We start from the raw sequence: 22,373 nt of genomic DNA, 5'->3' as shown, positions 1-22,373 counted from the left end.
GACTGGCCACCGCAGTGCCCCCGGGCGGCGGCCAGTGTGTGCCGCGAAGCCATTGCAGTACGACCCAGCGGCCTTTGCCGTCCCCACGGCTTTACAGAGTTTGGAGAGCTTAACAATGAAGCAGTTTGTCATCGCAGCGCTGATGCTCGGCGCCGCCGCATCGGCCCACGCGGTCGATGCCGCCAAGGCACAGGAGATCGCCAACAAGAACGCCTGCATGGGTTGCCACCAGGTCGACAAGAAGCTGGTCGGTCCTTCCTACAAGGACGTGGCCGCCAAGTACAAGGGCGACAAGAACGCCCTCGCGACCCTGACCAAGAAGGTCAAGAGCGGTGGCTCGGGCGTCTGGGGCCCGGTGCCGATGCCCGCCAATGCGGCGGTCAGCGACGCCGACCTGAAGACCGTGGTCGAGTGGGTGCTGGCTGGCGCCCCGGCCAAGTAAGCCTGACCGACCAGGCGGGCAGTCCGCCGATGCACCAGGCCGGGCGGTGAATGCCGCGCGGCCAGGACAGACCAGCGGCCGGCCATGTACCGGCCGCATGAAGATCCCCGAAGCGGTCATCGACCGACTGGAACGGAGTAGCCGGAGAGCAAAGAATGAATTCCAAACGACGAGAAGTGCTGCGGGTCACCGCTGTCCTGTCGCTGATGGCCGCCACCGGCCTGATCAGCGAAGCGCAGGCGGCCGAGTGGAACAAGAACGCCTTTGACGGCAAGAGCGTTGCCGACGTGATCAAGGCGCTGGGCGGCAGCGGCACCGAGAAAAGCACCGCCATCACCTTCACCGCCCCCGATATCGCCGAGAACGGCGCCGTGGTGCCGGTGGCCGTGACCAGCACCATCCCGGATACCGAGCAGATCGCGATCCTGGTGGAAAAGAACCCCAACACGCTGGCCGCCGACTTCGTCATCCCGGCCGGCACGGAGCCGTTCGTCTCCACGCGCGTGAAGATGGGCCAGACCTCGGTCGTGCATGCCGCGGTCAAGGCCGGCGGCAAGTGGTACGTGGCATCGAAGGAAATCAAGGTCACGCTGGGCGGCTGCGGCGGCTGACGCCGCGCCCCGGATCGAGATTCCCAAACTGCAACAGGAGAAACACATGGCAGACCCGATGCGCGTACGCGCCACCGAAAACGGCGGCGTGGTTGACGTCAAGATTCTGATGAAGCACGACATGGAAACCGGCCAGCGCAAGGACGCGTCCGGCAAGGTCGTGCCGGCCTGGCATATCCAGTCCGTGACCGCCCAGTGCAAGGGCAAGGAAGTGTTCCGCGCCCAGTTCGGACCGGCGGTGTCGAAGGACCCGTTCCTGAACTTCAAGTTCAAGGGCGGCGCCAAGGGCGACAAGGTCGCCGTGACCTGGATCGACAACAAGGGCGACAAGCGCACCGACGAAGCGACCATCGCCTGACAGCCGTTCCGCGGCCGGCAGGCCATGCCGTCCTCTGCTAAGGTTCGGGACGGATGCCGGGACTGGCCCGGCGGGAAGGAACAACATGCGGCGAGCATTTATTCGAGCATCGGCGGCACTGGCCGCCATCGGCCTGAGCGCCAGGGCGGCGGCGCAGGCTGCCCCGTCCGCCGGCAAGGGCGGGCGCGTGAAGGTGGTGTACCAGCTGTCCGAAGGCATCGACCAGGCGGTGCGCGCGATGGGCAACCTGCGCAACCACCTGAACGGCGCGCCGGGAACGAAGATCGTGGTGGTCGCGTTCGGCTACGGCATCGATTTCCTGGTCGAAGGCGCCAAGGATGCGCGCGGCAACACCTTTGACGGCCCGGTGGGCGCGCTGGCCTCGGCCGGGGTGGAGTTCCGCGTGTGCCGCAATACGCTGACGGCGCGCAAGATCCCGGAATCGAGCCTGTTGATGGAAGCCAAGGTGGTACCGGCCGGCGTGGTCGAGATTGCGCGCCTGCAGGCCGAAGAAGGCTACGCCTATATCAAGCCCTGAGCCGGGCGGCGTAGCTTCCGGCAACAAGAGAGAGAACGGCCCGCCACGGTGCGAGGTCGCGAGGAGAAGCCCCATGAACACCATCCGAAGCCTGGCCCGGCGCGCCGCGCTGGCCGCGGCGGCCACCGCTGCGGTGGCCTCTGCCGCCGCCGTGCATGCGCAGGGCAGCACCGCCGAAGAAATCGCCAAGTACCGCCAGATGCTGGCCGAAGGCAATCCCGCCGAGTTGTGGGAAGCCGCCGGCGAAGAGCTGTGGAAGAAGCCGGCCGGCCCGAAGAACGCCTCGCTGGAACAGTGTGACCTGGGCAAGGGCCCGGGCGTGACGAAGGGCGCCTACGCCGAGCTGCCGCGCTACTTCAAGGACGCCAGCAAGGTGATGGACCTGGAGCAGCGGCTGGCTTACTGCCGCATGACGCTGCAGGGGCTGACCAAGGAAGAGGCAACGAAGAACCCGTTCTCGTCGTCGGGCAAGCCGTCCGAGATCGAGCGCCTGGTGGCCTACCTGACCGGCGAGTCGCGCGGCGTGAAGATGAACGTGCAGCTCAGCCATCCCGAAGAAAAGCGCACCTATGCGCTGGGCGAGAAGATGTTCTTCTACCGCGGCGGCGCCTATGACTTTGCCTGCGCCACCTGTCATGCAGTGGACGGCCAGCGCATCCGCCTGCAGGACCTGCCCAACCTGCTGACCGACAAGGGCGCGCAGGCGGCCTACACCACCTGGCCCGCCTACCGCGTCTCGCAGGGCGAGGTCCGCACCATGCAGCACCGCCTGTACGACTGCCTGCGCCAGCAGCGCTTTCCCGAACCCGCCTATGGCTCGGACGTGATCACCGCGCTGACCATGTTCCTGGCGAAGAACGCCAACGGCGGGACCTACGACGGCCCGGCGATGAAGCGCTGACCAGTACGGGAGAGACAACATGCAACGACAACACCAGGCACTGGCCATCGCGGCCCTGGCCACCCTGCTGGCAACCGGCGCCAACGCGCAGGACAGCACCAAGGCCCGCACGCCCAAGGGCAAGCCCGCCGCCGTCAGCGGCGCCGACATGAAGCACCTGATCGAGGACTCGTTCTCGTCGCGCGGCCCCGTCACGGTCGAGGGCGTGCTCAACCAGGACGGCATGCAGCAGGCCTGCAGCCAGTACCCGGACCGCACCAAGGTGCCGGCAAAGCTTGCCAGGAAGATCGAAGCCGCCGAGCTCAAGCAGGTGAAATACCCCGCCGAAGACAAATGGCTGGGCGACTGGAAGGAAGGCGAAAAGGTCGCCCAGAACGGCCGCGGCATGCAGTTCACCGACCAGGTCGGCGGCACCAACGGCGGCAATTGCTACGCCTGCCACCAGATGACCAAGGCCGAGATCTCGTTCGGCAATATCGGTCCGTCGCTGTACCAGTACGGCAAGCTGCGCGGCAACTCGCAGGAGGTCATCAAGTACACCTGGGGCAAGATCTGGGACTCCAGCGCCTACGCCGCCTGCTCCAACATGCCGCGCTTCGGCCACAAGGGCATCCTGACCGAAGCCCAGATCCGCGACGTGATGGCGCTGCTGCTCGACCCGGCCTCGCCGGTCAACCAGTAAGGCCGATGCGCGCGCCTGCCGTGTTGCTGCGCTGGCTGCTGGCTTTCAGCCTGGCCGGCGCTGCAGCAGGCGCGGCAGCGCTGGAGGTGGGCGACACCGTGCGCCTGCCCGACGTGCGCACGCTCGACGGCCGCACCCTCAGCGCCGCCGCGCTGGCCGGCAAGCCGCTGGTGGTCGAGTACTGGGCCTCGTGGTGCCCTTTCTGCGCGATGCAGAACCCGCGCCTGCAGAAGCTCCATGAACGCACGCGCGGCACGCCGCTGCAGGTGCTGACCATCAGCATCGACAAGGATCCACGCGAGGCCGCCGACTACATGAAGAAGCGCGGCTACACCTTCCCGGCGACGATGGATTCGCCCGCGCTGCAGGCCGTGTTCGGCAAGCGCAAGGGGCTGCCGGAGTTGTACGTGATCGACGCGCGTGGCCGCGTGGTGCAGAAGGAAGTGGGCGAAATGCTTGAAGACGACGTGGCGGCGCTGGAGCGGTACGCGCGGCCATAGCCAGGCGATGGCGGACGCTCGCGCCACGGGCCGACCGCCACCGCCAATTCCAGGAAGAGACATGAACCGACGCGAGTTCCTGCAGGTGCTGGCCATTGCCGGCGCCGGCGGCATGACGTTCCCCCATCAAGACGCGCACGCCGCGCAGGCCGCCGAGGCCATGTACGACCTGCCGCGCTTTGGCAACGTCCACCTGCTGCATTTCACCGACTGCCATGCGCAACTGCGGCCGGTGTACTTCCGCGAACCCAATGTCAACCTCGGCATCGGCGACTATGCTGGCAAGCCGCCGCACCTGGTCGGCGACGCGCTGCTGCGCCAGTACGGCATCCGCCCCGGCACGCCGCAGGCGCATGCGTTCACATACCTGGATTTCAACGAGGCCGCGCGCCGCTATGGCAAGGTCGGCGGGTTTGCGCACCTGGCCACGCTGGTGAAACGGCTGAAGGCGGGCCGGCCGGGCGCCTTGCTGCTGGACGGCGGCGATACCTGGCAGGGCTCGGCCACCGCGCTGTGGACCAAAGGCCAGGACATGGTCGATGCCGCACTGGCGCTGGGCGTGGACGTGATGACCCCGCACTGGGAAATGACCCTCGGCGCGGACCGCGTCAAGGAGATCGTCGACAAGGACTTCAAGGGCAAGGTCGCCTTCCTGGCGCAGAACATCAAGACCAACGATTTCGGCGATCCGGTGTTCGATCCGTATGTAATCCGCGAGATCAACGGCGTGCCGGTGGCCATCATCGGCCAGGCCTTCCCGTACACGCCCATTGCCAATCCGCGCTACTTCGTGCCGGACTGGACCTTCGGCATCCAGGAAGAGAACCTGCAGGAGGTCATCGACGCAGCGCGCGGCAAGGGCGCGCAGGCGGTAGTGCTGCTGTCCCACAACGGCATGGATGTGGACCTCAAGCTGGCCTCGCGCGTGCGCGGGCTCGACGCCATCCTGGGCGGCCACACCCATGACGGCATGCCGGCGCCGGTGCCGGTGAAGAATGCCGGCGGCACCACGCTGGTGACCAATGCCGGCTCCAACGGCAAGTTCCTCGGCGTGCTGGACTTTGACGTGAAGGGCGGCAAGGTCGCGGACTTCCGCTACCGGCTGCTGCCGGTGTTCGCCAACTACCTGCCGGCCGACCCTGCCATGGACGCGCTGATCAAGAAGGTTCGCGCGCCCTATGAGCAAAAACTGGGCGAAGTGCTGGCCGTCAACCGCGGCCTGCTGTACCGCCGCGGCAACTTCAACGGCACCTTCGACCAGCTGATCCTGGACGGCCTGATGCAGGCCCAGGGCGCGCAGATCGCGTTCTCGCCGGGCTTCCGCTGGGGCACCACGCTGCTGCCGGGCGAGGCCATCACCATGGAACACCTGATGGACCAGACCGCCATCACCTACCCGTACACCACGGTGACGCAAATGAGCGGCGAGACCATCAAGACCATCCTGGAAGACGTGGCCGACAACCTGTTCAACCCCGACCCGTACTACCAGCAGGGCGGCGACATGGTTCGCGTGGGTGGGCTGCAGTACACCATCGATCCGACCGCCGGCATGGGCAAGCGCATCAGCGACATGCGCCTGGGCGGCAAGCCGCTGGAAGCCGGCAAGACCTACAAGGTGGCGGGCTGGGCCCCGGTGGCCGAAGAGGCGCGCCAGGCCGGCGGCGCCCCGATCTGGGACGTGATGGCGCAGTGGCTGCGCAGCACGAAGGAAGTCAGCGCCCGCCCGCTGAACCTGCCGCGCGTGCGCGGCATGGACGGCAATCCGGGCATGGCAGCCTGATGTTGCACAGCACCCTCATGCGCCGCCGCGAGGATTGAAGGGCGCCGCCGTATTACGCTACAATCAACCGCCACGGGCCGATAGCTCAGCTGGGAGAGCGCTGCGTTCGCAATGCAGAGGTCGGGAGTTCGATCCTCCTTCGGTCCACCAGATATCCCGCGCAAAAGCCCCGGAAAGCCAACGCTTTCCGGGGCTTTTGTGTTTCTGCCGCCTGCGCTGTCCGCCATCTCGCGCTGGCAGCCGCCATACGCTATCGTTGACCCCTCGGCACAGGCGTACGCGCCTTGTGCCGCCGTCAATCCACACCCGCCGGGGCCTTGTTCGATCCCATGCAAGCCAACAGGAAATCGGGCCACCCGCTGGCGATGTACCTGCGCTGGCAATCCTGAATCTCAAGAGACATCCATGAGCCACATCCTGCTGATCAACCCGAATACGTCGAGCGCCACCACGCAGATGATGGTTGAGATCGCGCGCGCCTGGTTCGCGCAGGCCATGGCCGCGCCGCCGGCCGTGGTCGGCGCGACGGTCACGCGCGGGGCGCCGATGATCATCGACGAAGACGATCTTGCCGTGGCCGCTGAGGCGATCTGCGATGCAGACATGCTGCGACTGGCCGGCGGTGCCGACGGCGTGATCGTCGGCGCCTTCGGCGACCCCGGCATCGAGGCCCTGCGCGCGCACCTGTCGGTGCCGGTGGTGGGCATCGGCGAAGCCTCGATGCATGCGGCCGCGGCCGGGCGGCGGCGCTTCGGCATTGCCACCACCACGCCGCGGCTGGCGGCGTCGATCAGCGCCAGCGTGCGCCGGCAGGGGTTGGACGAACTCTTCACCGGCGCGCGCTTCACCGAGGGGGATCCGCGCGCGCTGGGCGGCACGCCGCAGCAGCAGGAAGACCTGCTGGCGGGCGCGGTCGATACCTGCATCCGCGCCGATGGCGCGCAAGCCGTGATCATCGGCGGCGGCCCGCTGGGCGAGGCCGCCCGGGCGCTGGGCCAGCGCTTTCCGATTCCGGTCATCGGCCCGGTGCCGGCCGCGTGCGAAGCCATGTCGCAGGCGCTGCGCTATTGTCCGGCGGCGTGAGCCGGCCCGTGGGGACAACTAGGAGCGCGAGTGATCTGCCCGGCCGTGTGGATCGCGCCAGCGTGCAGGCGCGGGTAGGCTAGGCCACCCGGGTCGGCCGGCGGGCCTTCATCGCCGACGGCCGTACCTGTTGCAGCGCGCGCAGCGACTGCAGCGCGTCCTCGACCGCCTCGATGCCGTCGCGCAGGCGGCCGATGGCATAGCCAAGGCGGCTTTGCGCGTCGGCGTCAGGGGTGGAAAGGTTCTCTAATGCATCGACTTCCGCCTGCATCTGTCCGACCAGGCGGCGCAGCTGGGATGTGCTGTGCGAGGCAAGTGACCGAATCGCCATCGTTGGGTCCTCCTTGCAGTGTCCGGGTATGCCCGTCCTGTGTAACGGTAAAGGCGACACCAAAACTTCGCCAGCGCTGTTACGAAATCGGCACGGCAGCGCCGCCATGGCCCACTCCGCCCATCGCGGATGTTGGGCTATAGTCACCCGATGGAATCGGAACACAACCCTCTGCGGCCCGCCTCTGCCGGCCTGCCGGACGACGCCACCGCCGCCAGCCCGGCCGAGGCCGACGCGCGCCACCGGGCCGGCCGGCGCAGCACGCTGGTCAGCGTGGCCGTCAATATCGGCCTCACCGCCGCGCAGGCGGTGGCCGGCGTTATCTCTGGCTCGCAGGCGCTGATCGCCGACGCCGCGCATTCCCTCTCAGACCTGCTGTCCGACTTCGTGGTGCTGCTGGCCGGCTGGCAGAGCCGCAAGGACCCGGACGCCGACCACCAGTACGGCCACCTGCGCTTCGAGACCGCGGCGTCGCTGGCGCTCGGCGCGCTGCTGCTGGCGGTGGGCGCGGGCATGCTGTGGGCGGCAGTGGACAAATTGCAGCATCCGGCCAGCCTGCAGCCGGTGCAGCCGGTGGCCTTGTGGGTGGCGCTGGCCGCGCTGGCGTCCAAGGAGCTGCTGTTCCGCTACATGCTGGCGGTGGCGCGGCGCGTGCGCTCGGGCATGCTGGTGGCCAATGCGTGGCATGCGCGCTCGGATGCGGCCTCGTCGCTGGTGGTGGCACTGGGCATTGGCGGCAACCTGCTGGGTTACCACATGCTCGATCCGGTGGCGGCCATCGTGGTGGGGCTGATGGTGGCGCGCATGGGCCTGCGTTTCGGCTGGGATGCGCTCGACGACCTGATGGACCGCGCGGCCGACGAGGAGACCGTCGCGGAGATCCACGCGACCATGCTGGGCACGCCCGGCGTGCTGGGCCTGCACGACCTGCGCACCCGCAAGATGGGCGACCAGGTGCTGGTGGACGTGCACCTGGAGATCGATGCCACGCTGACGGTGGCGCAGGGCCATGCCATCGCGGTCGAAGCCCGGCGCCGCGCCCTGGAACATCATCACGTGCTCAACGTGATGACCCACGTCGACCCCGTATACATGACCAGCCAGGCCAGCGCTGCCTGAGCCCGGCCTGTGGATATCTTCGCAGCTTGCTGGGGATAACCGCCCGGACAAGCTGTGCCCCGCCTGGGGGCGCCTTGTGGGACGTATACGGATAACTCCGGCACCCACGCCGCCGACGTATACGCGGCTGCCGGGCTATCCCGGCGAATCAGGGTTATCCCGGAGTGGTTATCTTTGCTGCAAGTCCCTGAGCTGAAAGGGAAAAGGTGACTTATCCACGGCCTGAAGACTGGTTTACCTACTACTACTATGTTTACATATGTAAACAATATTAAAGACATAGGTAGGACCGTTGCGCTGTTCGCGGTGGCCTGACGTTTACGCAGGCATGGCCATGCGCCGGCGTATACCGGCGCCGCCAGCCGGCGCACGCGGACGTATAGCTGGCGCGCACCGGGTATACGTCCGCGCAACGCTAGCGCGGCACCTTGAAGGCCTTGCGCGCAGCCAGTACCTCGGCACGGGTCGTGCAGCCTTCCTGGTGGTCATTGACCAGGCCCATCGCCTGCATCAGCGCGTACATGGTGGTGGGACCGACAAAGCGCCAGCCGCGCTTCTTCAGGTCCTTTGACAGCGCGGTGGATTCCGGCGAGGTCGCCATGGTGCGCAGCACCTCGGGTGTCAGCACCCTGGGCCGGCTGGCCGGATCGGGTTCGAAGCGCCAGAAGTAGGCGGCCAGCGACGATTCCGTCTCCAGCAGTTCGCGGGCCCGCTGCGCATTGTTGATGGCCGCCTCGATCTTGCCGCGGTGGCGCACGATGCCGGCGTCGCCCAGCAGGCGAGCGATATCGCGCTCGCTGAAGCGCGCCACCTTCTCGATGTCGAAATTGGCAAACGCCTTGCGGAAGGCCTCACGCTTGCGCAGGATGGTCAGCCAGCTCAGCCCGGACTGGAAGCCTTCCAGGCACAGCTTCTCGAACAGCCGGCGGTCATCGGCGACCGGGAATCCCCACTCGGTGTCGTGGTAGTGGCAATAGTCCTCCAGCGTGCCGCACCAGCCGCAGCGCACCGATGCTTCCTTCTTGCTTGTCATGGGTACCTGTTCCCTGTTGAAAGTCCCGGACGCCGGCCAGGCTCTCGCCGACCGGCGCATTTGCTGCGATCATGCCCGCACCTGAGAGATTGCGGAAGGCTGAAAATGGACATGCGATTGACAACCCTGGACGAAGACGGATGGGAGCTCGACGACGCCGAGCCCATCGCCGCCGCCCATCCCGATACCTTCTGGATGCCGCCGCGCGAGGAACGTGATGCACTCGCACCCGGCCAGCTGGTCAAGCTGATCTTCCGCATCCTGGTCGCCGACGAGGCGGGCAGCGAAGAGGTCCACGTCGAACGGATGTGGGTGATCGTCACCGGGCGCGAGGGTAGCCTTTACACCGGCGAGCTCGACAACCAGCCGTATTGCACCGAGGAGATGAACCCGGGCATGCCGCTGTGCTTCGAGGCGCGGCATGTGATCAATATCCACCGGGACGAGGACGAAGCCGGCTAGGGGGCCTGTCAGCGGACAACAAAAAAGAAAGCCAGCCTCGCGGCTGGCTTTCTTGCTGGGAACTGGCGCAGACGGCTCAGGCCAGCTTCTTGCCCGTACGGTCGTGCATGAACACCAGCGCGATAAAACTCACCACGGCAGCAGCGATCACGTAGTAAGCCGGCGCCAGCTTGTTCTGCGTCGACTCGATCAGCCACGTCACGATCAGCGGCGCAAAGCCGCCGAAGATGGTCACGGCGAAGTTGTAGGCCAGCGACAGCCCGGTGGAGCGCACCTCGGTCGGGAACTGCTCGGCCAGCACCGCCGGGGCCGGGCCGGTGAAGGCCGCCAGCAGGATGCCCAGCACGATCTGCACCTGCAGCAGCGTCTGCGTGCTCGGCGACACATTGAGCCAGTGGAACAGCGGATAGGCCAGCACGCCGATCAGCAGCGCCACGATGCCCAGCATGCGCTTGCGGCCCATGCGGTCCGACAGCATGCCCATCAGCGGGCACAGCACCAGGATGATGGCGCCGCACAGCGCGGTCGACTTGAAGGTCGCGCCCAGCGGCAGGCCCAACTGCTGCTTGGCGTACGACGGCATGTAGAACACCAGCACGTAGGTGCACACCGTCCACAGGATGGTCACGCCCAGGCCGGCCAGCACTTCGCGCGGGTGGTCGCGCAGCACCTGCGTGAGCGGCGAGAACTTGACCTTGGCAGCCTTGCGGGCGGCCTGGCGCGCCTCGAACTCGGGTGGCTCGTCCAGGTGCGAGCGGATATACATGCCGACCGGGCCGATCAGCAGGCCGAACAGGAACGGGATGCGCCAGCCCCAGGCATCGATCTGCTCGGGCGACAGGCCGTTGGTGACCAGCGCGCCCATGGCCGCGCCCAGCATGAAGGAGATGCCCTGGCTGGCCTGCTGCCAGCTGGCGTAGGCGCCGCGCTCCGCGTCGGGCGCGTGCTCGATCAGGAAGGCGGTGGCGCCGCCCACCTCGCCGCCGGCGGAGAAGCCCTGGATCAGGCGCGCCAGCACGATCAGCGCCGGTGCCCACAGACCGATCTGGTCGTAGGTCGGGGCCAGGCCGATGATGGCCGTACCCAGCGCCATCAGCAGGATGGTCAGCGTCAGTGCCGCCTTGCGGCCCACGCGGTCGGCGTAGACGCCGAGCACGATGGCGCCGACCGGGCGCATGAAAAAGCCCACGCCGAAGGTGGCGACGGTCAGCAGGAACGAGGTCAGGTCATCGCCGGTCGGGAAGAACAGCTTGGCGATGATGACGGCAAAGAAGCTGTAGACGGTGAAGTCGAACCATTCCAGGCCGTTGCCGATAGTGGCGGCGATGATCGCCTTTCGTCGGGTGGCGGCGGAAATGTCGGGGATGGGGGCGGTAGTCGCGGTCATGAAGCGTCGGAAATGCAGGGAAACCGCAATGTTAAGCGATTCCTTAATTTTCGATCCGCCCCTGATCCGCTGTGAACGCGCTCAGAAGCTGGCCGCCAGCCCCAGCGAGACGCCCGACACGTTGTTGCCGAACACATAGCGCACCACCGCCCGGATCCGCGTGACAAAGACCTCGTGTGCGCTGGTGTCCAGTTCCAGCCCGGTGCCGAGCGTGGTCAGGTAGTTGAAGCCGAGGATGCCGGCTTGGCTGCCGAGGTAGTGTGAATGGGATAGTTCAAGCACGTACCGCACCGGCCGGTCGAACGCGTGCATCCCGGTCGGCGCCCGCCAGCGCGCCCACAGGTTGGCGGTCTGCGCCGTGGCCGTGCCCGTCACCGAGCTGGTCGTGCCGCCGAAGCTCTGCAGGTGGATATTGGTGTAGCGCAGTTCCACGTCGATCTCATAGTTCTCGCGGTAGTGCTCCCAGTCCAGCATCACCGAGCCGCCCAGCCCGTAGGCGTTCAGGCTGCCGCCGTCGAGGAAGTTGATCTGGCGGTCGGTGACCTGCTCGACCGCGAACTTGCCGATTGACAGGTCGCTGGAGACATTGCCCAGCGAGGCGTTGAAGATGGGCCGGAACACCAGTTCCTTGTTGGCCGTCAGCGGAAAGTCCCAGCCCACGCCGATGGTGCCGGAAAAGGTGTTCCAGCGGGTCGGGATGGCGCGGGACTCGGCGCCATTGGTGGCAACGAAGGTGGGATCGTAGCGGCTGTAGGCGATGGCGCCTTCCAGGTAGAGCGGGAACGACTTGCTGATCGTGAAGCCGCCGCCCAGCTGCGACATGACGATGCCGGGATCGTTGGTGCTGGTGTTGTTGATCGACAGCGAGCTGGAGGTAAGGTCCGGCACCACCGAGTACGCCATCAGCGACAGCACCGCGTTGGCGTGCCGCTGCACATTGGCCCCGGCCAGGCGCAGTCCGGGCGTGCCCTGGGCATGTGCCGCGCCGGCGGCCAGCAGCGCCGCCGCGCCCGTGGCGGCCAGGGCCGCCCGCCAAAGAGGCCGCGAGCGGCGGCTTGGCGCGGGGTGGAACCGGCGGTGTCGCTGGCGTGCGGACATGGACAATCTCTGTGCAGTCGGTGCCGGTGCGCGCTGCAGTGCGGCATGCGGCGGTCTCCCGCGCATTCTAGCGACGCAGGATAGGGTGGGAGCGTCGCGCGAAATCTTTCAGATCGGACTGTTGCCGCCTTACATCGGCGCGGCGGCGCCGGTCAGCCGGCAGGATGGCGCCGGGTTGACGGCCTGGAGGGTGAGGCAGGCGGGGAGGGCGGCGTAGCCGGCATGGCCGGACAGGCGGGCGCCGGCCGGCGGCGCATGAGCCACAGCAGCAGGGCACTGGCGGCCCAGCCGGTCACGAACACGGTGTCGCCGGCATGGTTCAGCCAGGCTGCCGCCGAGGGCGTGCCGGCCAGGGATGCCAGCAAGCCGGCCGGCAGGCGCGCCAGGATCCACAGGGCGACGGCGGGCACGCTGCCGTAGACGCCCGGTTGCCACCAGTGGGCCAGGAAGGGAGGGTGCCGCCCGGGGCGGCGCGGGATGCGCGGTACCACCGAAGTCTCCGGCCACACATGGCGCGCGGGGCGTGCCGGTGGCATCAAGGCGTTGCAGGACCCCGCCGGATGACACCGCCGGCGGACTCACGGTTGCATCATAGGCTGATCGCCCCTGGCTGCGCTGCCGGTGCCCCAGGCGCTGTGTGCGCCACGCCACGCTGAGTCCGGCCGTTCAACTTTTTTGCACGATGTGTCCGCAAATGGCGCCCGTGCCGAGCTCGGATATTTGCCAAACTGGATGCAGGTACACAAACAGTTTGAAGGTGGTCCCGCCATGCTTCCCTCGCTTTATATTTCCCACGGTTCCCCGATGCTCGCCATCGACCCCGGCCCCACCGGCGCCGCCTTCGATGCGCTGGGCGGGCAGTTGCGCGCCCGGCGCCCGCGCGCGGTGCTGGTGATCTCGGCGCACTGGATCTACAGCACGCTGGCTGTCACCAGCCGCGAGCGCCAGGAAGCCTGGCACGACTTTGGCGGCTTCCCGCGCGAGCTGTATGCACTGCGCTACGACGCCCCGGGCTCGCCGGCGCTGGCCGAGCGGGTCAAGGCCCTGGTCGAGGCGGCGGCCGTCCCCGGCGCCGGGTTTGTCGGCCAGGACGACGAGCGCCCGCTGGACCATGGCGCCTGGATGCCGATGCGCCACTTCTTCCCGGATGCCGACGTGCCGGTGGTGCAGCTGGCGCTGAACCCCTACCTGTCGCCCGCCACGCAGATCGAGATCGGCCGCGCGCTGGCCCCGCTGCGCGACGAGGGCGTGCTGGTGCTGGCGTCCGGCAGCTTCACGCACAACCTGCAGGAAGTGTTTGGCGGCGGCCGGCGCGACCAGCATGGGCCGCAGGCCGAGCCGTATGTGGAAGCCTTCCGCGGCTGGATGACGGATGCCCTGGACGAGGCCCTGGCCACCGGCGATACCGGCCGTATTGCCGACTACCGCGCCCAGGCGCCATATGCGCGCCGCGCGCACCCGACCGACGAGCACCTGCTGCCGCTCTTCGTGGCGCTGGGCGCGGCGTTGGGGCCGCAGGCTGCCAGGGGCGCAGGAGCGGCGCCGGCCAGCGTGTCGCGGGTTGCCGATGAAGTGACCTATGGCGTGCTCGCCATGGACAGCTTCGTGTTCGAGGGCCTAGGCGCCGGCGCGCCGCTGCGCGCGGCCGCCTGATGCCTTACCGCTCGGCCGCGGCCTGCGCCGCCGGCGTGCCGGCGCGCGCCGGCAGGTAGCGCCGTGCCGAGCGCGCGCCCGCCAGCGCAATCCAGCCCATGGTCAGCGCCACCAGCGCCAGCCCGATGCGCAGGTTGGCCAGGTGCGCCACCCCACCGATCAGCACCGGCCCCAGCAGCAGCCCCAGGTAGGCAAAGCGCGCCACGCGCGAAATTGCTTCGGCCGGCGCCACGCCCGGCAGCCGCGACGCGGCAACGAAGAAGATCGGCACCATATTGGCCGCGCCCAGCCCCATCAGCGTAAAGCCCGCCAGCGCAGCCAGCGGAAGCGGCACCAGCAGCGCCAGCGCGATGCCGCCAAAGCCCAGCCAGGCACTGCCAGTCAGCGTGGCGCCGTCGCCCAAGCGCGCGCGCAGGCGGTCGCCGCCGAAGCGTCCGCACGCCATCCCGCCCGAGAACGCGGCGTAGCCCAGGCTGATCCAGCCATCGGGCGCCTGCGCCACGTCGCGCATATAGACGCTGGTCCAGTCGTACATCGCGCCCTCGCCGATCAGCCCGAGGAAGGCCAGCAGCCCCAGCAGCCACAGCGCGCGCACCGCATGGTCGCGATGGTGGGCCGCCGATGGCAGCACCGGATGATCCGCCAGCAGCCCGGGCAGCGTACCGAGCGCCACCGTCGCGGTCACGCCCGCCATCATCGCCGCATGCGCCAGCGGCGCCACGCCCAGCGACAGCATCAGGCCGCCCGCGCCCGCACCCGCCATGCCGCCCAGGCTGAACATGCCGTGCAGCGCCGACATCACGGGCCGCGTGCGGCCGGCCTCGACCGTGGCGGCCTGCGCGTTCATGGCGACATCAAAGGCCGCATTGGCCATGCCGAACGCCGCCAGCGCGGGCAGCAGCAGCCAGAACGACGGCATCGCCAGGATCGCCACCGTGGCCAGCGCGAACAGCAGCCCGCCCGTCATCGACGCCCGTGCGCTGCCCGCACGTGCCACCCAGCGCCCGACGGGGCCCATCGCCAGGATGGCGCCGCCGGCCACGGCCAGCATCGCCAGCGAGAGCATGGCGTCGGACAGGCCGAAGCGTGCCTTGATGGTGGGGATATGCACGCCCCACGTGGCAAAGGTGGCGCCATTGACGAAGAAAAGCGCCATGGTGCCGCGCGTGGCGCGCGACACCGCGGCCGGCAAGGGCGCGGAGGCGGTCGGGGAATGCGGATCAGGCATGGGAGGGTGCGGCAGGCGGCGCAGCGGTGCCCCTGCAAAAGCCGTCATTGTCCCGCATCGGCGTGGGGCGGGCATGACAGCACCGCACTAGCGCTACCGGCTGGCGGCATCCACGCGCAGCAGCCCGCGTCGGTGCAGCGCGTAGCCGAAGGCCAGCAGCGCGCCCAGCGCCAGCGCCACCATCACCCACAGCATCAGCCAGTAGCCGCCGGCGGCACGCCACAGCAGCGCGCCCAGCCACGGCGCGGCGGCCTGCATCAGCAGCACCGGCGTCATCATCAGCCCGTTGAGCGTGGCGTAGTGATGGCGCGAGATCAGTTCCGGCATAGCCATCGCACGCAGCATGGTGTTGACGCCATTGGCGCAGCCGTACAGCACCGCGGCCACCATCAGCCAGGCGCCGTGCCCCAGCGCAAAGCACAGCAGCCCGGCGCCCATCAGCGCATAGACCGGCAGCGACAGCCGCACCGGGTGGCGCACCCCCGCGCGCATCATCAGCATGCGGCCCGCCACCTGGGCCGGGCCGATCAGCGCGGCGACCACCAGTTGCTGCGCCACCGGCATTCCCTTTTCGGTCAGCATCGGGATCAGGTGCGCGCCCAGCAGCGAGGCCACCACGGCGGTCGCGGTAAAGGCCAGCACCACCGCCCAGAACACCGGCTGGCGCAGCGTGGCGCGTGCAATGTCGCGGCTGCCGGCCTGGCCGTCGGCGGGGGTCATGCCGGTGTAGGTGGGATGCAGCGCGTAGCGCATGCGCGCGTGCAGCGGCGCGCAGACCAGCAGGTTGAGCGCGGCAAAGCCGATCAGCGTCGGGCGCCAGCCCAGATGGATCACCAGCCATTGCGCCAGCGGCACGAAGATCGTGCTGGCAAAGCCGGCCATCAGCGTGACTACCACGATCGGCTTCTGGTACTGGTCGCCATAGGCCTGGCGCAGCACCACGAAGGCGGGCTCGTACAGTGTGGTCGCCATGGCCAGCCCGATCGGCACCCACATCAGCAGGAACACCGGCTGCGATGGCGTCCATGCCCACAGCAGCAGGCCCAGCCCGGCCAGCACCGAGCCCGCGCCCATCACCTTGCGCGCTGGTGCGCGGTCCAGCAGCCGCCCCACCGCGAACGAGCACAGCGCCCATACCAGCAGCCCCAGCGAATAGCCGCCCGCCAGGAAGGGCTTGGACCAGCCCAGGCTGCGGATCATGGGGTCGATGAAAACAGTGAAGGCGAAGAACAGCGTGCCCCAGGAGATGGTCTCGGTCAGGCCGAGGATCCAGACCAGCCGGCGCGGCGGCGTGGCGGGGTGCGCGGGTCCGGTGCGTGCCGGGCTGGCGTCTGGGTCTGTGCTGGCGGCGTCCGCGTCGGAGCTGGCTTCCAATGTTGTCATGGCGGGCCCGGCGGGGGTGGTCGCCATGGGTGGCGGCGCGTGGGGCCAGTCGGAAATTGTAGCGATCCCGCGCGCACCCTGCGCGCGGGGTGCCGTGGGGGGCGCGCGTTACTGTGCGGTCACCGGCGCGGGCGGTCCCTTGAGCTCGACCACGTTGCCGTCCGGATCGCTCACATAGAGCGACGGTCCCTTGCCTTCGGCGCCGAAGCGCTGCGCCACCTCGCCGGCCTGCACGCCATGCCGTGCCAGTTGCGCCCGCACCGCGTCGGCATCGAACGGGTCGATGCGCAGGCAGAAATGGTCCAGGTTGCGGCCCTGCGCACCCGGTCCCGCGCCGCCGGCGCGGCCGAGCGGGCCGTCGAGCGCGACCAGGTCGATCAGCCCGCTGCCCGCGCGCAGCTGCGTCAGGCCCAGTTCGGTTTGCTCGCGCTCCACGCTGCAGCCCAGCACCTCGACATAAAAGCGCCGCAGCGCGTCCACGTCGGGGCTGCGCAGTACCAGGTGGTCGATGCCCAGGATGCGGAACATGGCGGCCTCAGTGGTGCAGCCCGTCGTAGTCGATGACCTTCAGGCTGTCCAGGTCGACATTGTCCAGGCAGCGCACATTGACCGCGGCCATCGGCTTGCCGTCCTTGTCCTGCCCGTCCGCATACGGGCCGCAGCCGCACACGGGGCAGAAGCGGTGCGCGATCTTCATGGTGTTGAAGCGGTAGGTGGAGGCATTGCTCTCCGGCGTTTCCAGCTTGAACGTCGCGCGCGGCACGAACCACAGCAGGTGGCCGCGCCGGCGGCAGATCGAGCAGTTGCAGCGGATCACGCTGGGGATGCTGTCGGCCTCCACTTCGAAGGCAATGGCACCGCAGTGGCAGCTTCCGTGGAAAGTCATGTCGTCTCCTTGTTGTCGGTCCGGCGTGCCCGCTAAATATCGGGAATCAGTCGTTTGCCCAGGCTGACCGCCTCGTCGGGCGCATAGCCCAGCTTGTCGTAGAAATCGATCACGGCGCGGTTGCCTGCGCGTACCAGCAAGTTGATCTTGGGACAGCCCCGCTCGATCAGCAGCTGTTCGGCATGCGCCATCAGCATGCGCCCGTACCCCTTGCCCTGCAGGCCGGGCTGTACCGCCAGATAGTAGACCCAGCCGCGATGCCCGTCGAACCCCACCATGGCAGTGGCGACGGGATGGCCGTCGATGTCACCGACCAGGAACAGTTCAGGTTGCTCGGTCAGCTTGCGCGCGATATCGCGCTGCGGGTCGTTCCACGGACGGGTCAGGCCGCAGGCCTGCCACAAGGCAATGACGCAGGATTGGTCTTCCGGTCGGAAAGGACGGATCAGCATGCTTGGTGGTGCGCCGCAATATGCCGGCACATTGTTAGCTTTTTGACAGTGTATCGCCGCTGCGGGTGCCACAATGCCTGCAAAACATGACGAGACGATGCGCGGCCATCGCGCACGCTCCCACAACAGGAGACCCGCATGAGCGACATCCACGCGCCTGCACGCGCCACCTTCAGCCATATGGAACACGGCACCCGCGAAGACTGGGCCGCCATCTCCGCCGAGTTCATGCCATTCGCGCGGGCGCTGCCGGAGCGTGTGCTGGCGCACCTGCGCCTGCTGGATGGCGATTACGGCGGCTTCCCCGTGGATCGGCTCACGCATTCGCTGCAGGCCGCGACGCTGGCGCACCGCGACGGCCAGGACGAGGAATACGTGGTCTGCGCGCTGCTGCACGATATCGGCGATACGCTCGGCAGCTTCAACCATCCCGATATCGCCGCCGCCATCCTCAAGCCATTCGTCAGCCCCGAGAACCTGTGGATGGTGGAAAAGCACGGCGTGTTCCAGGGCTACTACTTCTTCCATCACCTCGGCCTGGACCGCAACCTGCGCGAGCAGTACCGCAGCCAGCCCGAACTGTTCGAGCGCACCGCGGAGTTCTGCCGCAAGTACGACGGTGCCGCCTTCATGACGGACTACGACACGCTGCCGCTGTCGTTCTTCGAGCCGATGGTGCGGCGCGTGCTGGCGCAACCGCGCAACTCGATGTATGTGAAGCCGGGAGAAGCGACGCTGGCACAGCCCTGAAAGCACAACGGCCTCGCTTCATGCGAAGCGAGGCCGTTGTGTCATGCCGTGGCCAGTCAGGCCGCGCGCTGCGCCGTCTCCGGATGGCGGAACTGCTCCAGCAGCTTGGCCCAGCGTCCGCGTACCGCCTTCAGGTTGTTTTCCTTCACATGCCCGAAGCCACGAATATCGTCCGGCAGGTTGGCCAGCGTCACCGCGGTGTCGTAGTTGGCGGCATTGAGGCCCGCCACCAGTTCATCCAGCAAGGCCCGGTACTCGCCGATCAGCGCGCGCTCGGTGCGGCGCTCCTCGGTCTTGCCGAAGATGTCGAAGGCACCGCCGCGCAGGCCCTTCAGCTTGGCCAGCACGCGGAACAGCTTCATCGTCGACGGACCGAACTTGCGCTTGACCAGGTGGCCCTTGTCGTCGCGCTTTGACGTCGTCGGCGGTGCCAGCCAGAAGTTGAGCTGGTAGTCCTTGCCCGGTTCGCCTTCGAACTGCGCACGCAGCTTGTCGAGGAAGGCAGGGTCGGTGTAGAGCCGCGCCACCTCGTACTCGTCCTTGTACGCCATCAGCTTGGCCAGGTTGCGCGCCGCGGCCTCGGTCAGCGGCAGGGCCTTGCCGCTGCCAGCCAGCGTGCTCTCGGCCACGCGCACGCGGTCGATGGCTTCGCGGTAGGTGCGCGCGTAGGCGGCATCCTGGTAGGCCGTCAGGTGTTCCATGCGCCGGGCGATCAGCTTCTCCAGCATCGCGCCGCTGGAAGTCGGCATCTTGACCACTTCCGCGCCTTCCGCGGTGTTCTTCAGCTTGCCGGTCAGCGACAGCACGTGCTCGGGGTCGTGCGCCATATGGCGGCCCCAGTCGAACGCGGCCTTGTTCTTCTCGACGGCGACGCCGTTGAGTTCGATGGCGCGCTCCAGTGCCTGCAGCGTCAGCGGGATCCAGCCCTTCTGCCAGGCGTAGCCCAGCACCAGGGGGTTGGTGTAGATCGCGTCGCCCAGCAGCGCCACGGCGAGACCCGAGGCGTTGATGAACTCGCACTTCTCGCCCACGGCGGTGCGCACGTCCTGCTCGGCCGACAGACCCGGGAACTGCCACTTCGGGTTCTTGATGAAGTCGGCGGTCGGCGTCTGCGCCGTGTTGACCACGGCGCGGGTGCGGCCGGCCTGGGTCTTGGAGATGACTTCGTCGGTGGCCGACACGATCGCATCGCAGCCGATCACCAGGTCCGCCTCGCCCATGGCGATCCGGGTGGCATGCAGGTCGTCCGGGCGCGCGGCCAGCTGCACGTGCGACAGCACCGCGCCGCCTTTCTGCGCCAGGCCCGCCATATCGAGCACCGTGACGCCCTTGTTCTCCAGGTGCGCGGCCATGCCGAGCAGGCCGCCGATGGTCACCACGCCGGTACCGCCCACGCCGGTCACCAGGATGCCGTAGGCACGGCGGATCGGCGGCAGTTCCGGGTCAGGCAGCGCGGGCAGGGTGTCCATCGACACGCCGTGCTGCTCGGGCTTGCGCACCTGCGCGCCTTCGGCCGTGACAAAGCTCGGGCAGAAGCCATTCAGGCACGAGAAGTCCTTGTTGCATGACGACTGGTTGATCTGGCGCTTGGTGCCGAAATCCGTTTCCAGCGGTTCCACCGACAGGCAGTTGGACTTGACCGAGCAGTCGCCGCAGCCTTCGCACACCGCGTCGTTGATAAAGGCGCGGCGTTGCGGATCCTCCATCGTGCCGCGCTTGCGGCGGCGGCGCTTCTCGGTGGCGCAGGTCTGGTCGTAGATCAGGATGGTGCAGCCCGGCACCTCGCGCAGCTCGCGCTGCACGCTGTCGAGCTGGTCGCGGTGATAGATCGTGACGCCTTCGGGCAGCTTGATCGCGCCGTTGTACTTCTCCGGCTGGTCGCTGACGATGACGATCTTTTTCGCGCCTTCGCTGTGCACCTGCCAGGCGATGTCCCGCACCGACAGCTGGCCGTCCACCGGCTGGCCGCCGGTCATCGCCACCGCATCGTTGTACAGGATCTTGTAGGTGATGTTGACGTTGGCCGCGATCGACGCGCGGATCGCCAATAGACCGGAGTGGAAGTAGGTGCCGTCGCCCAGGTTGGCGAACACGTGCTTGTCGCCCGCGAACGGCGCCTGGCCGATCCACGCCACGCCTTCGCCGCCCATCTGGCTGAAGGTGCTGGTATTGCGGTCCATCCACACCGTCATGTAGTGGCAGCCGATGCCGGCCAGCGCGCGCGAGCCCTCGGGCACATTGGTCGAGGTGTTGTGCGGGCAGCCCGAGCAGAACCAGGGCTTGCGCTCCGCCGTCACGCGCGGCGTGGCCAGCGCCTTTTCCTTGGCCTCGATGATGGCCAGGCGCGCGGTGATGCGCGCGCGCACGTCCATCGGCAGCTCGAACTTGTCCAGGCGCGTGGCGATGGCCTTGGCAATGATCGCCGGCGACAGCTCATAGTGCGCCGGCAGCAGCCAGTTGCTCTGCGGGATCGACCATTCGCCGCCCGCGTTGTCCTTCTCGTCGAACTTGCCGTAGACCTTGGGGCGCACGTCATCGCGCCAGTTGTACAGCTCTTCCTTGAGCGCGTACTCCATGATCTGGCGCTTCTCTTCGACCACCAGGATTTCCTGCAGGCCTTCAGCAAAGGCGCGGGCGCCGTGCGCCTCCAGCGGCCACACGCAGCCGACCTTGTACAGGCGGATGCCGATCTGCGAGCAGGTGGCATCGTCCAGGCCCAGGTCGGCCAGCGCCTGGCGCGTGTCCAGGTAGGCCTTGCCGCCGGTCATGATGCCGAAGCGCGCGTGCGGCGAATCGATCTCGATGCGGTCGATCTTGTTGGCACGCACATAGGCCAGGCCCGCGTACCACTTGTAGTCGAGCAGTCGCGCTTCCTGTTCCAGCGGCGGATCCGGCCAGCGGATATTCAGGCCGCCCGGCGGCATGATGAAGTCGTCCGGCAGCACGATCTGCACGCGGTGCGGGTCCAGTTCCACCGAGGCCGACGATTCCACCACGTCGGTCACGCACTTCATCGCCACCCATAGGCCGGAGTAACGGCTCATGGCCCAGCCGTGCAGGCCGTAGTCCAGGTACTCCTGCACGTTCGACGGATAGAGCACCGGCAGGCCGCAGGCCTTGAAGATGTGCTCGGACTGGTGCGCCAGCGTCGAGGACTTGGCCGAATGGTCGTCACCGGCCAGCACCAGCACGCCGCCATGCTTCGACGATCCCGCAGAGTTGGCATGCTTGAACACGTCACCGGTGCGGTCCACGCCCGGCCCCTTGCCGTACCACATGCCGAACACGCCATCGAACCTGGCATCCGGGTACATGTTGACCTGCTGCGACCCCCACACCGAGGTAGCGGCCAGGTCCTCGTTGAGGCCGGCCTGGAACACGATGTTGTGCGCGGCGAGGTGCTTCTTGGCCTTCCATAGCGACAGGTCCAGCGCGCCCAGCGGCGAGCCCCGGTAGCCGGAGATAAAGCCGGCGGTGTTCAGGCCGGCGGCACGGTCGCGCTCCTGCTGCAGCATTGGCAGGCGTACCAGCGCCTGCGTGCCGCTGATATAGATGCGGCCACGCTCCAGCGTGTATTTATCTTCGAGGGAAACGTTTTCGAGCGCGCGGCGGATGGCGTCGCTGACCGGAGGGGTCAGGGGGGCATTCATAGGTGCTCCTCTATGGGCGTGCTGTCGGGATCACCGACACCTA

24 protein-coding genes and 1 tRNA gene are annotated in these 22,373 nt (G+C 67.9%); 14 read left to right on the top strand and 11 right to left on the bottom strand.

All coding sequences use genetic code 11. The annotated features are described in order from the left end of the window. Positions 1-115: 115 nt before the first annotated feature. From KB879_RS30200 to KB879_RS30155, 10 genes are all read left to right on the top strand, one after another. Positions 116-442 (top strand): c-type cytochrome, encoded by a 327-nt coding sequence (locus tag KB879_RS30200; protein ID WP_013958320.1) that lies wholly within the window; start codon positions 116-118, stop codon positions 440-442. Between the two features lie 155 nt (positions 443-597). Beyond that, positions 598-1,053: a thiosulfate oxidation carrier protein SoxY gene (gene soxY, locus KB879_RS30195; RefSeq protein ID WP_013958319.1), complete on the top strand. Its 456-nt coding sequence runs from the start codon at positions 598-600 to the stop codon at positions 1,051-1,053. A gap of 46 nt (positions 1,054-1,099) precedes the next feature. Further along, positions 1,100-1,411 (top strand): thiosulfate oxidation carrier complex protein SoxZ, encoded by a 312-nt coding sequence (gene soxZ / locus KB879_RS30190; protein ID WP_013958318.1) that lies wholly within the window; start codon positions 1,100-1,102, stop codon positions 1,409-1,411. 85 nt (positions 1,412-1,496) lie between these two features. Then, entirely contained in the window at positions 1,497-1,949 is a 453-nt protein-coding gene (locus KB879_RS30185; protein ID WP_013958317.1) for a DsrE family protein, read from the top strand. Positions 1,950-2,022: 73 nt separating this feature from the next. Then, complete coding sequence (gene soxA, locus KB879_RS30180; protein ID WP_013958316.1) at positions 2,023-2,850, top strand: sulfur oxidation c-type cytochrome SoxA; 828 nt, start codon at positions 2,023-2,025, stop codon at positions 2,848-2,850. Positions 2,851-2,869: 19 nt separating this feature from the next. Next, positions 2,870-3,532 (top strand): sulfur oxidation c-type cytochrome SoxX, encoded by a 663-nt coding sequence (soxX, locus tag KB879_RS30175; protein ID WP_013958315.1) that lies wholly within the window; start codon positions 2,870-2,872, stop codon positions 3,530-3,532. A gap of 5 nt (positions 3,533-3,537) precedes the next feature. Next, positions 3,538-4,032: a TlpA disulfide reductase family protein gene (locus tag KB879_RS30170; protein ID WP_013958314.1), complete on the top strand. Its 495-nt coding sequence runs from the start codon at positions 3,538-3,540 to the stop codon at positions 4,030-4,032. 61 nt (positions 4,033-4,093) lie between these two features. Continuing rightward, positions 4,094-5,815, top strand: coding sequence for a thiosulfohydrolase SoxB (soxB, locus tag KB879_RS30165; protein WP_211980400.1), 1,722 nt, complete (start codon positions 4,094-4,096; stop codon positions 5,813-5,815). A 74-nt stretch (positions 5,816-5,889) separates the two neighbouring features. Then, positions 5,890-5,965: transfer RNA gene (locus tag KB879_RS30160), tRNA-Ala, on the top strand. A 255-nt stretch (positions 5,966-6,220) separates the two neighbouring features. Beyond that, positions 6,221-6,898 (top strand): aspartate/glutamate racemase family protein, encoded by a 678-nt coding sequence (locus KB879_RS30155; protein ID WP_013958312.1) that lies wholly within the window; start codon positions 6,221-6,223, stop codon positions 6,896-6,898. Between the two features lie 79 nt (positions 6,899-6,977). On the opposite strand, the gene KB879_RS30150 is transcribed toward KB879_RS30155, so the two are convergent. Next, on the bottom strand, positions 6,978-7,229 hold the full coding sequence (locus KB879_RS30150) for a hypothetical protein (protein WP_010813430.1): 252 nt from the start codon (positions 7,227-7,229) through the stop codon (positions 6,978-6,980). Positions 7,230-7,379: 150 nt separating this feature from the next. Here KB879_RS30150 and KB879_RS30145 point away from each other — a divergent pair, with 150 nt between their 5' ends. Beyond that, positions 7,380-8,348: a cation diffusion facilitator family transporter gene (locus KB879_RS30145; protein ID WP_211980399.1), complete on the top strand. Its 969-nt coding sequence runs from the start codon at positions 7,380-7,382 to the stop codon at positions 8,346-8,348. 415 nt (positions 8,349-8,763) lie between these two features. On the opposite strand, the gene KB879_RS30140 is transcribed toward KB879_RS30145, so the two are convergent. Beyond that, complete coding sequence (locus tag KB879_RS30140) at positions 8,764-9,381, bottom strand: DNA-3-methyladenine glycosylase I (RefSeq protein WP_013958310.1); 618 nt, start codon at positions 9,379-9,381, stop codon at positions 8,764-8,766. A gap of 105 nt (positions 9,382-9,486) precedes the next feature. On the opposite strand from KB879_RS30140, the gene KB879_RS30135 reads away from it, so the two are divergent. Continuing rightward, a complete protein-coding gene (locus tag KB879_RS30135) occupies positions 9,487-9,843 on the top strand; it encodes a hypothetical protein (RefSeq protein ID WP_013958309.1) in 357 nt (118 codons plus the stop codon). A gap of 76 nt (positions 9,844-9,919) precedes the next feature. Here the strand turns inward: KB879_RS30135 and KB879_RS30130 are convergent, their stop codons facing one another. The 3 genes from KB879_RS30130 to KB879_RS30120 all read right to left on the bottom strand — a co-directional run bounded on the left by KB879_RS30130 (position 9,920) and on the right by KB879_RS30120 (position 12,864). Continuing rightward, entirely contained in the window at positions 9,920-11,230 is a 1,311-nt protein-coding gene (locus KB879_RS30130; RefSeq protein WP_013958307.1) for an MFS transporter, read from the bottom strand. Between the two features lie 81 nt (positions 11,231-11,311). Next, the gene (locus KB879_RS30125; protein WP_249221210.1) at positions 11,312-12,328 is read right to left on the bottom strand and encodes a hypothetical protein; all 1,017 of its coding nucleotides are present in this window, start codon (positions 12,326-12,328) and stop codon (positions 11,312-11,314) included. 152 nt (positions 12,329-12,480) lie between these two features. Continuing rightward, positions 12,481-12,864, bottom strand: coding sequence for a hypothetical protein (locus tag KB879_RS30120; protein WP_211980398.1), 384 nt, complete (start codon positions 12,862-12,864; stop codon positions 12,481-12,483). Between the two features lie 232 nt (positions 12,865-13,096). Here KB879_RS30120 and KB879_RS30115 point away from each other — a divergent pair, with 232 nt between their 5' ends. Further along, positions 13,097-13,981, top strand: coding sequence for a class III extradiol ring-cleavage dioxygenase (locus KB879_RS30115; protein ID WP_013958304.1), 885 nt, complete (start codon positions 13,097-13,099; stop codon positions 13,979-13,981). A gap of 4 nt (positions 13,982-13,985) precedes the next feature. On the opposite strand, the gene KB879_RS30110 is transcribed toward KB879_RS30115, so the two are convergent. From KB879_RS30110 to KB879_RS30090, 5 genes are all read right to left on the bottom strand, one after another. Then, positions 13,986-15,209, bottom strand: coding sequence for an MFS transporter (locus KB879_RS30110; RefSeq protein WP_211980397.1), 1,224 nt, complete (start codon positions 15,207-15,209; stop codon positions 13,986-13,988). Between the two features lie 93 nt (positions 15,210-15,302). Then, positions 15,303-16,619: an MFS transporter gene (locus KB879_RS30105; protein ID WP_371827380.1), complete on the bottom strand. Its 1,317-nt coding sequence runs from the start codon at positions 16,617-16,619 to the stop codon at positions 15,303-15,305. A gap of 81 nt (positions 16,620-16,700) precedes the next feature. Continuing rightward, positions 16,701-17,120 (bottom strand): VOC family protein, encoded by a 420-nt coding sequence (locus tag KB879_RS30100; protein WP_013958301.1) that lies wholly within the window; start codon positions 17,118-17,120, stop codon positions 16,701-16,703. Positions 17,121-17,127: 7 nt separating this feature from the next. After that, positions 17,128-17,478 carry a GFA family protein gene (locus KB879_RS30095; RefSeq protein WP_013958300.1) on the bottom strand — a complete coding sequence of 117 codons (351 nt, stop codon included), beginning with the start codon at positions 17,476-17,478 and terminating at the stop codon, positions 17,128-17,130. Between the two features lie 32 nt (positions 17,479-17,510). Beyond that, entirely contained in the window at positions 17,511-17,930 is a 420-nt protein-coding gene (locus KB879_RS30090; protein ID WP_041228224.1) for a GNAT family acetyltransferase, read from the bottom strand. A 138-nt stretch (positions 17,931-18,068) separates the two neighbouring features. Here KB879_RS30090 and KB879_RS30085 point away from each other — a divergent pair, with 138 nt between their 5' ends. Further along, the gene (locus KB879_RS30085; RefSeq protein WP_211980396.1) at positions 18,069-18,680 is read left to right on the top strand and encodes an HD domain-containing protein; all 612 of its coding nucleotides are present in this window, start codon (positions 18,069-18,071) and stop codon (positions 18,678-18,680) included. 56 nt (positions 18,681-18,736) lie between these two features. Here the strand turns inward: KB879_RS30085 and KB879_RS30080 are convergent, their stop codons facing one another. After that, a complete protein-coding gene (locus tag KB879_RS30080) occupies positions 18,737-22,330 on the bottom strand; it encodes an indolepyruvate ferredoxin oxidoreductase family protein (RefSeq protein WP_211980395.1) in 3,594 nt (1,197 codons plus the stop codon). Positions 22,331-22,373 lie beyond the last annotated feature (43 nt).

Source organism: Cupriavidus sp. KK10 (assembly GCF_018223725.1).
GTDB lineage: Bacteria > Pseudomonadota > Gammaproteobacteria > Burkholderiales > Burkholderiaceae > Cupriavidus > Cupriavidus necator.
Note: the sequence above shows the minus strand (reverse complement) of the source record. Positions and strands in the feature narration are given on the sequence as shown.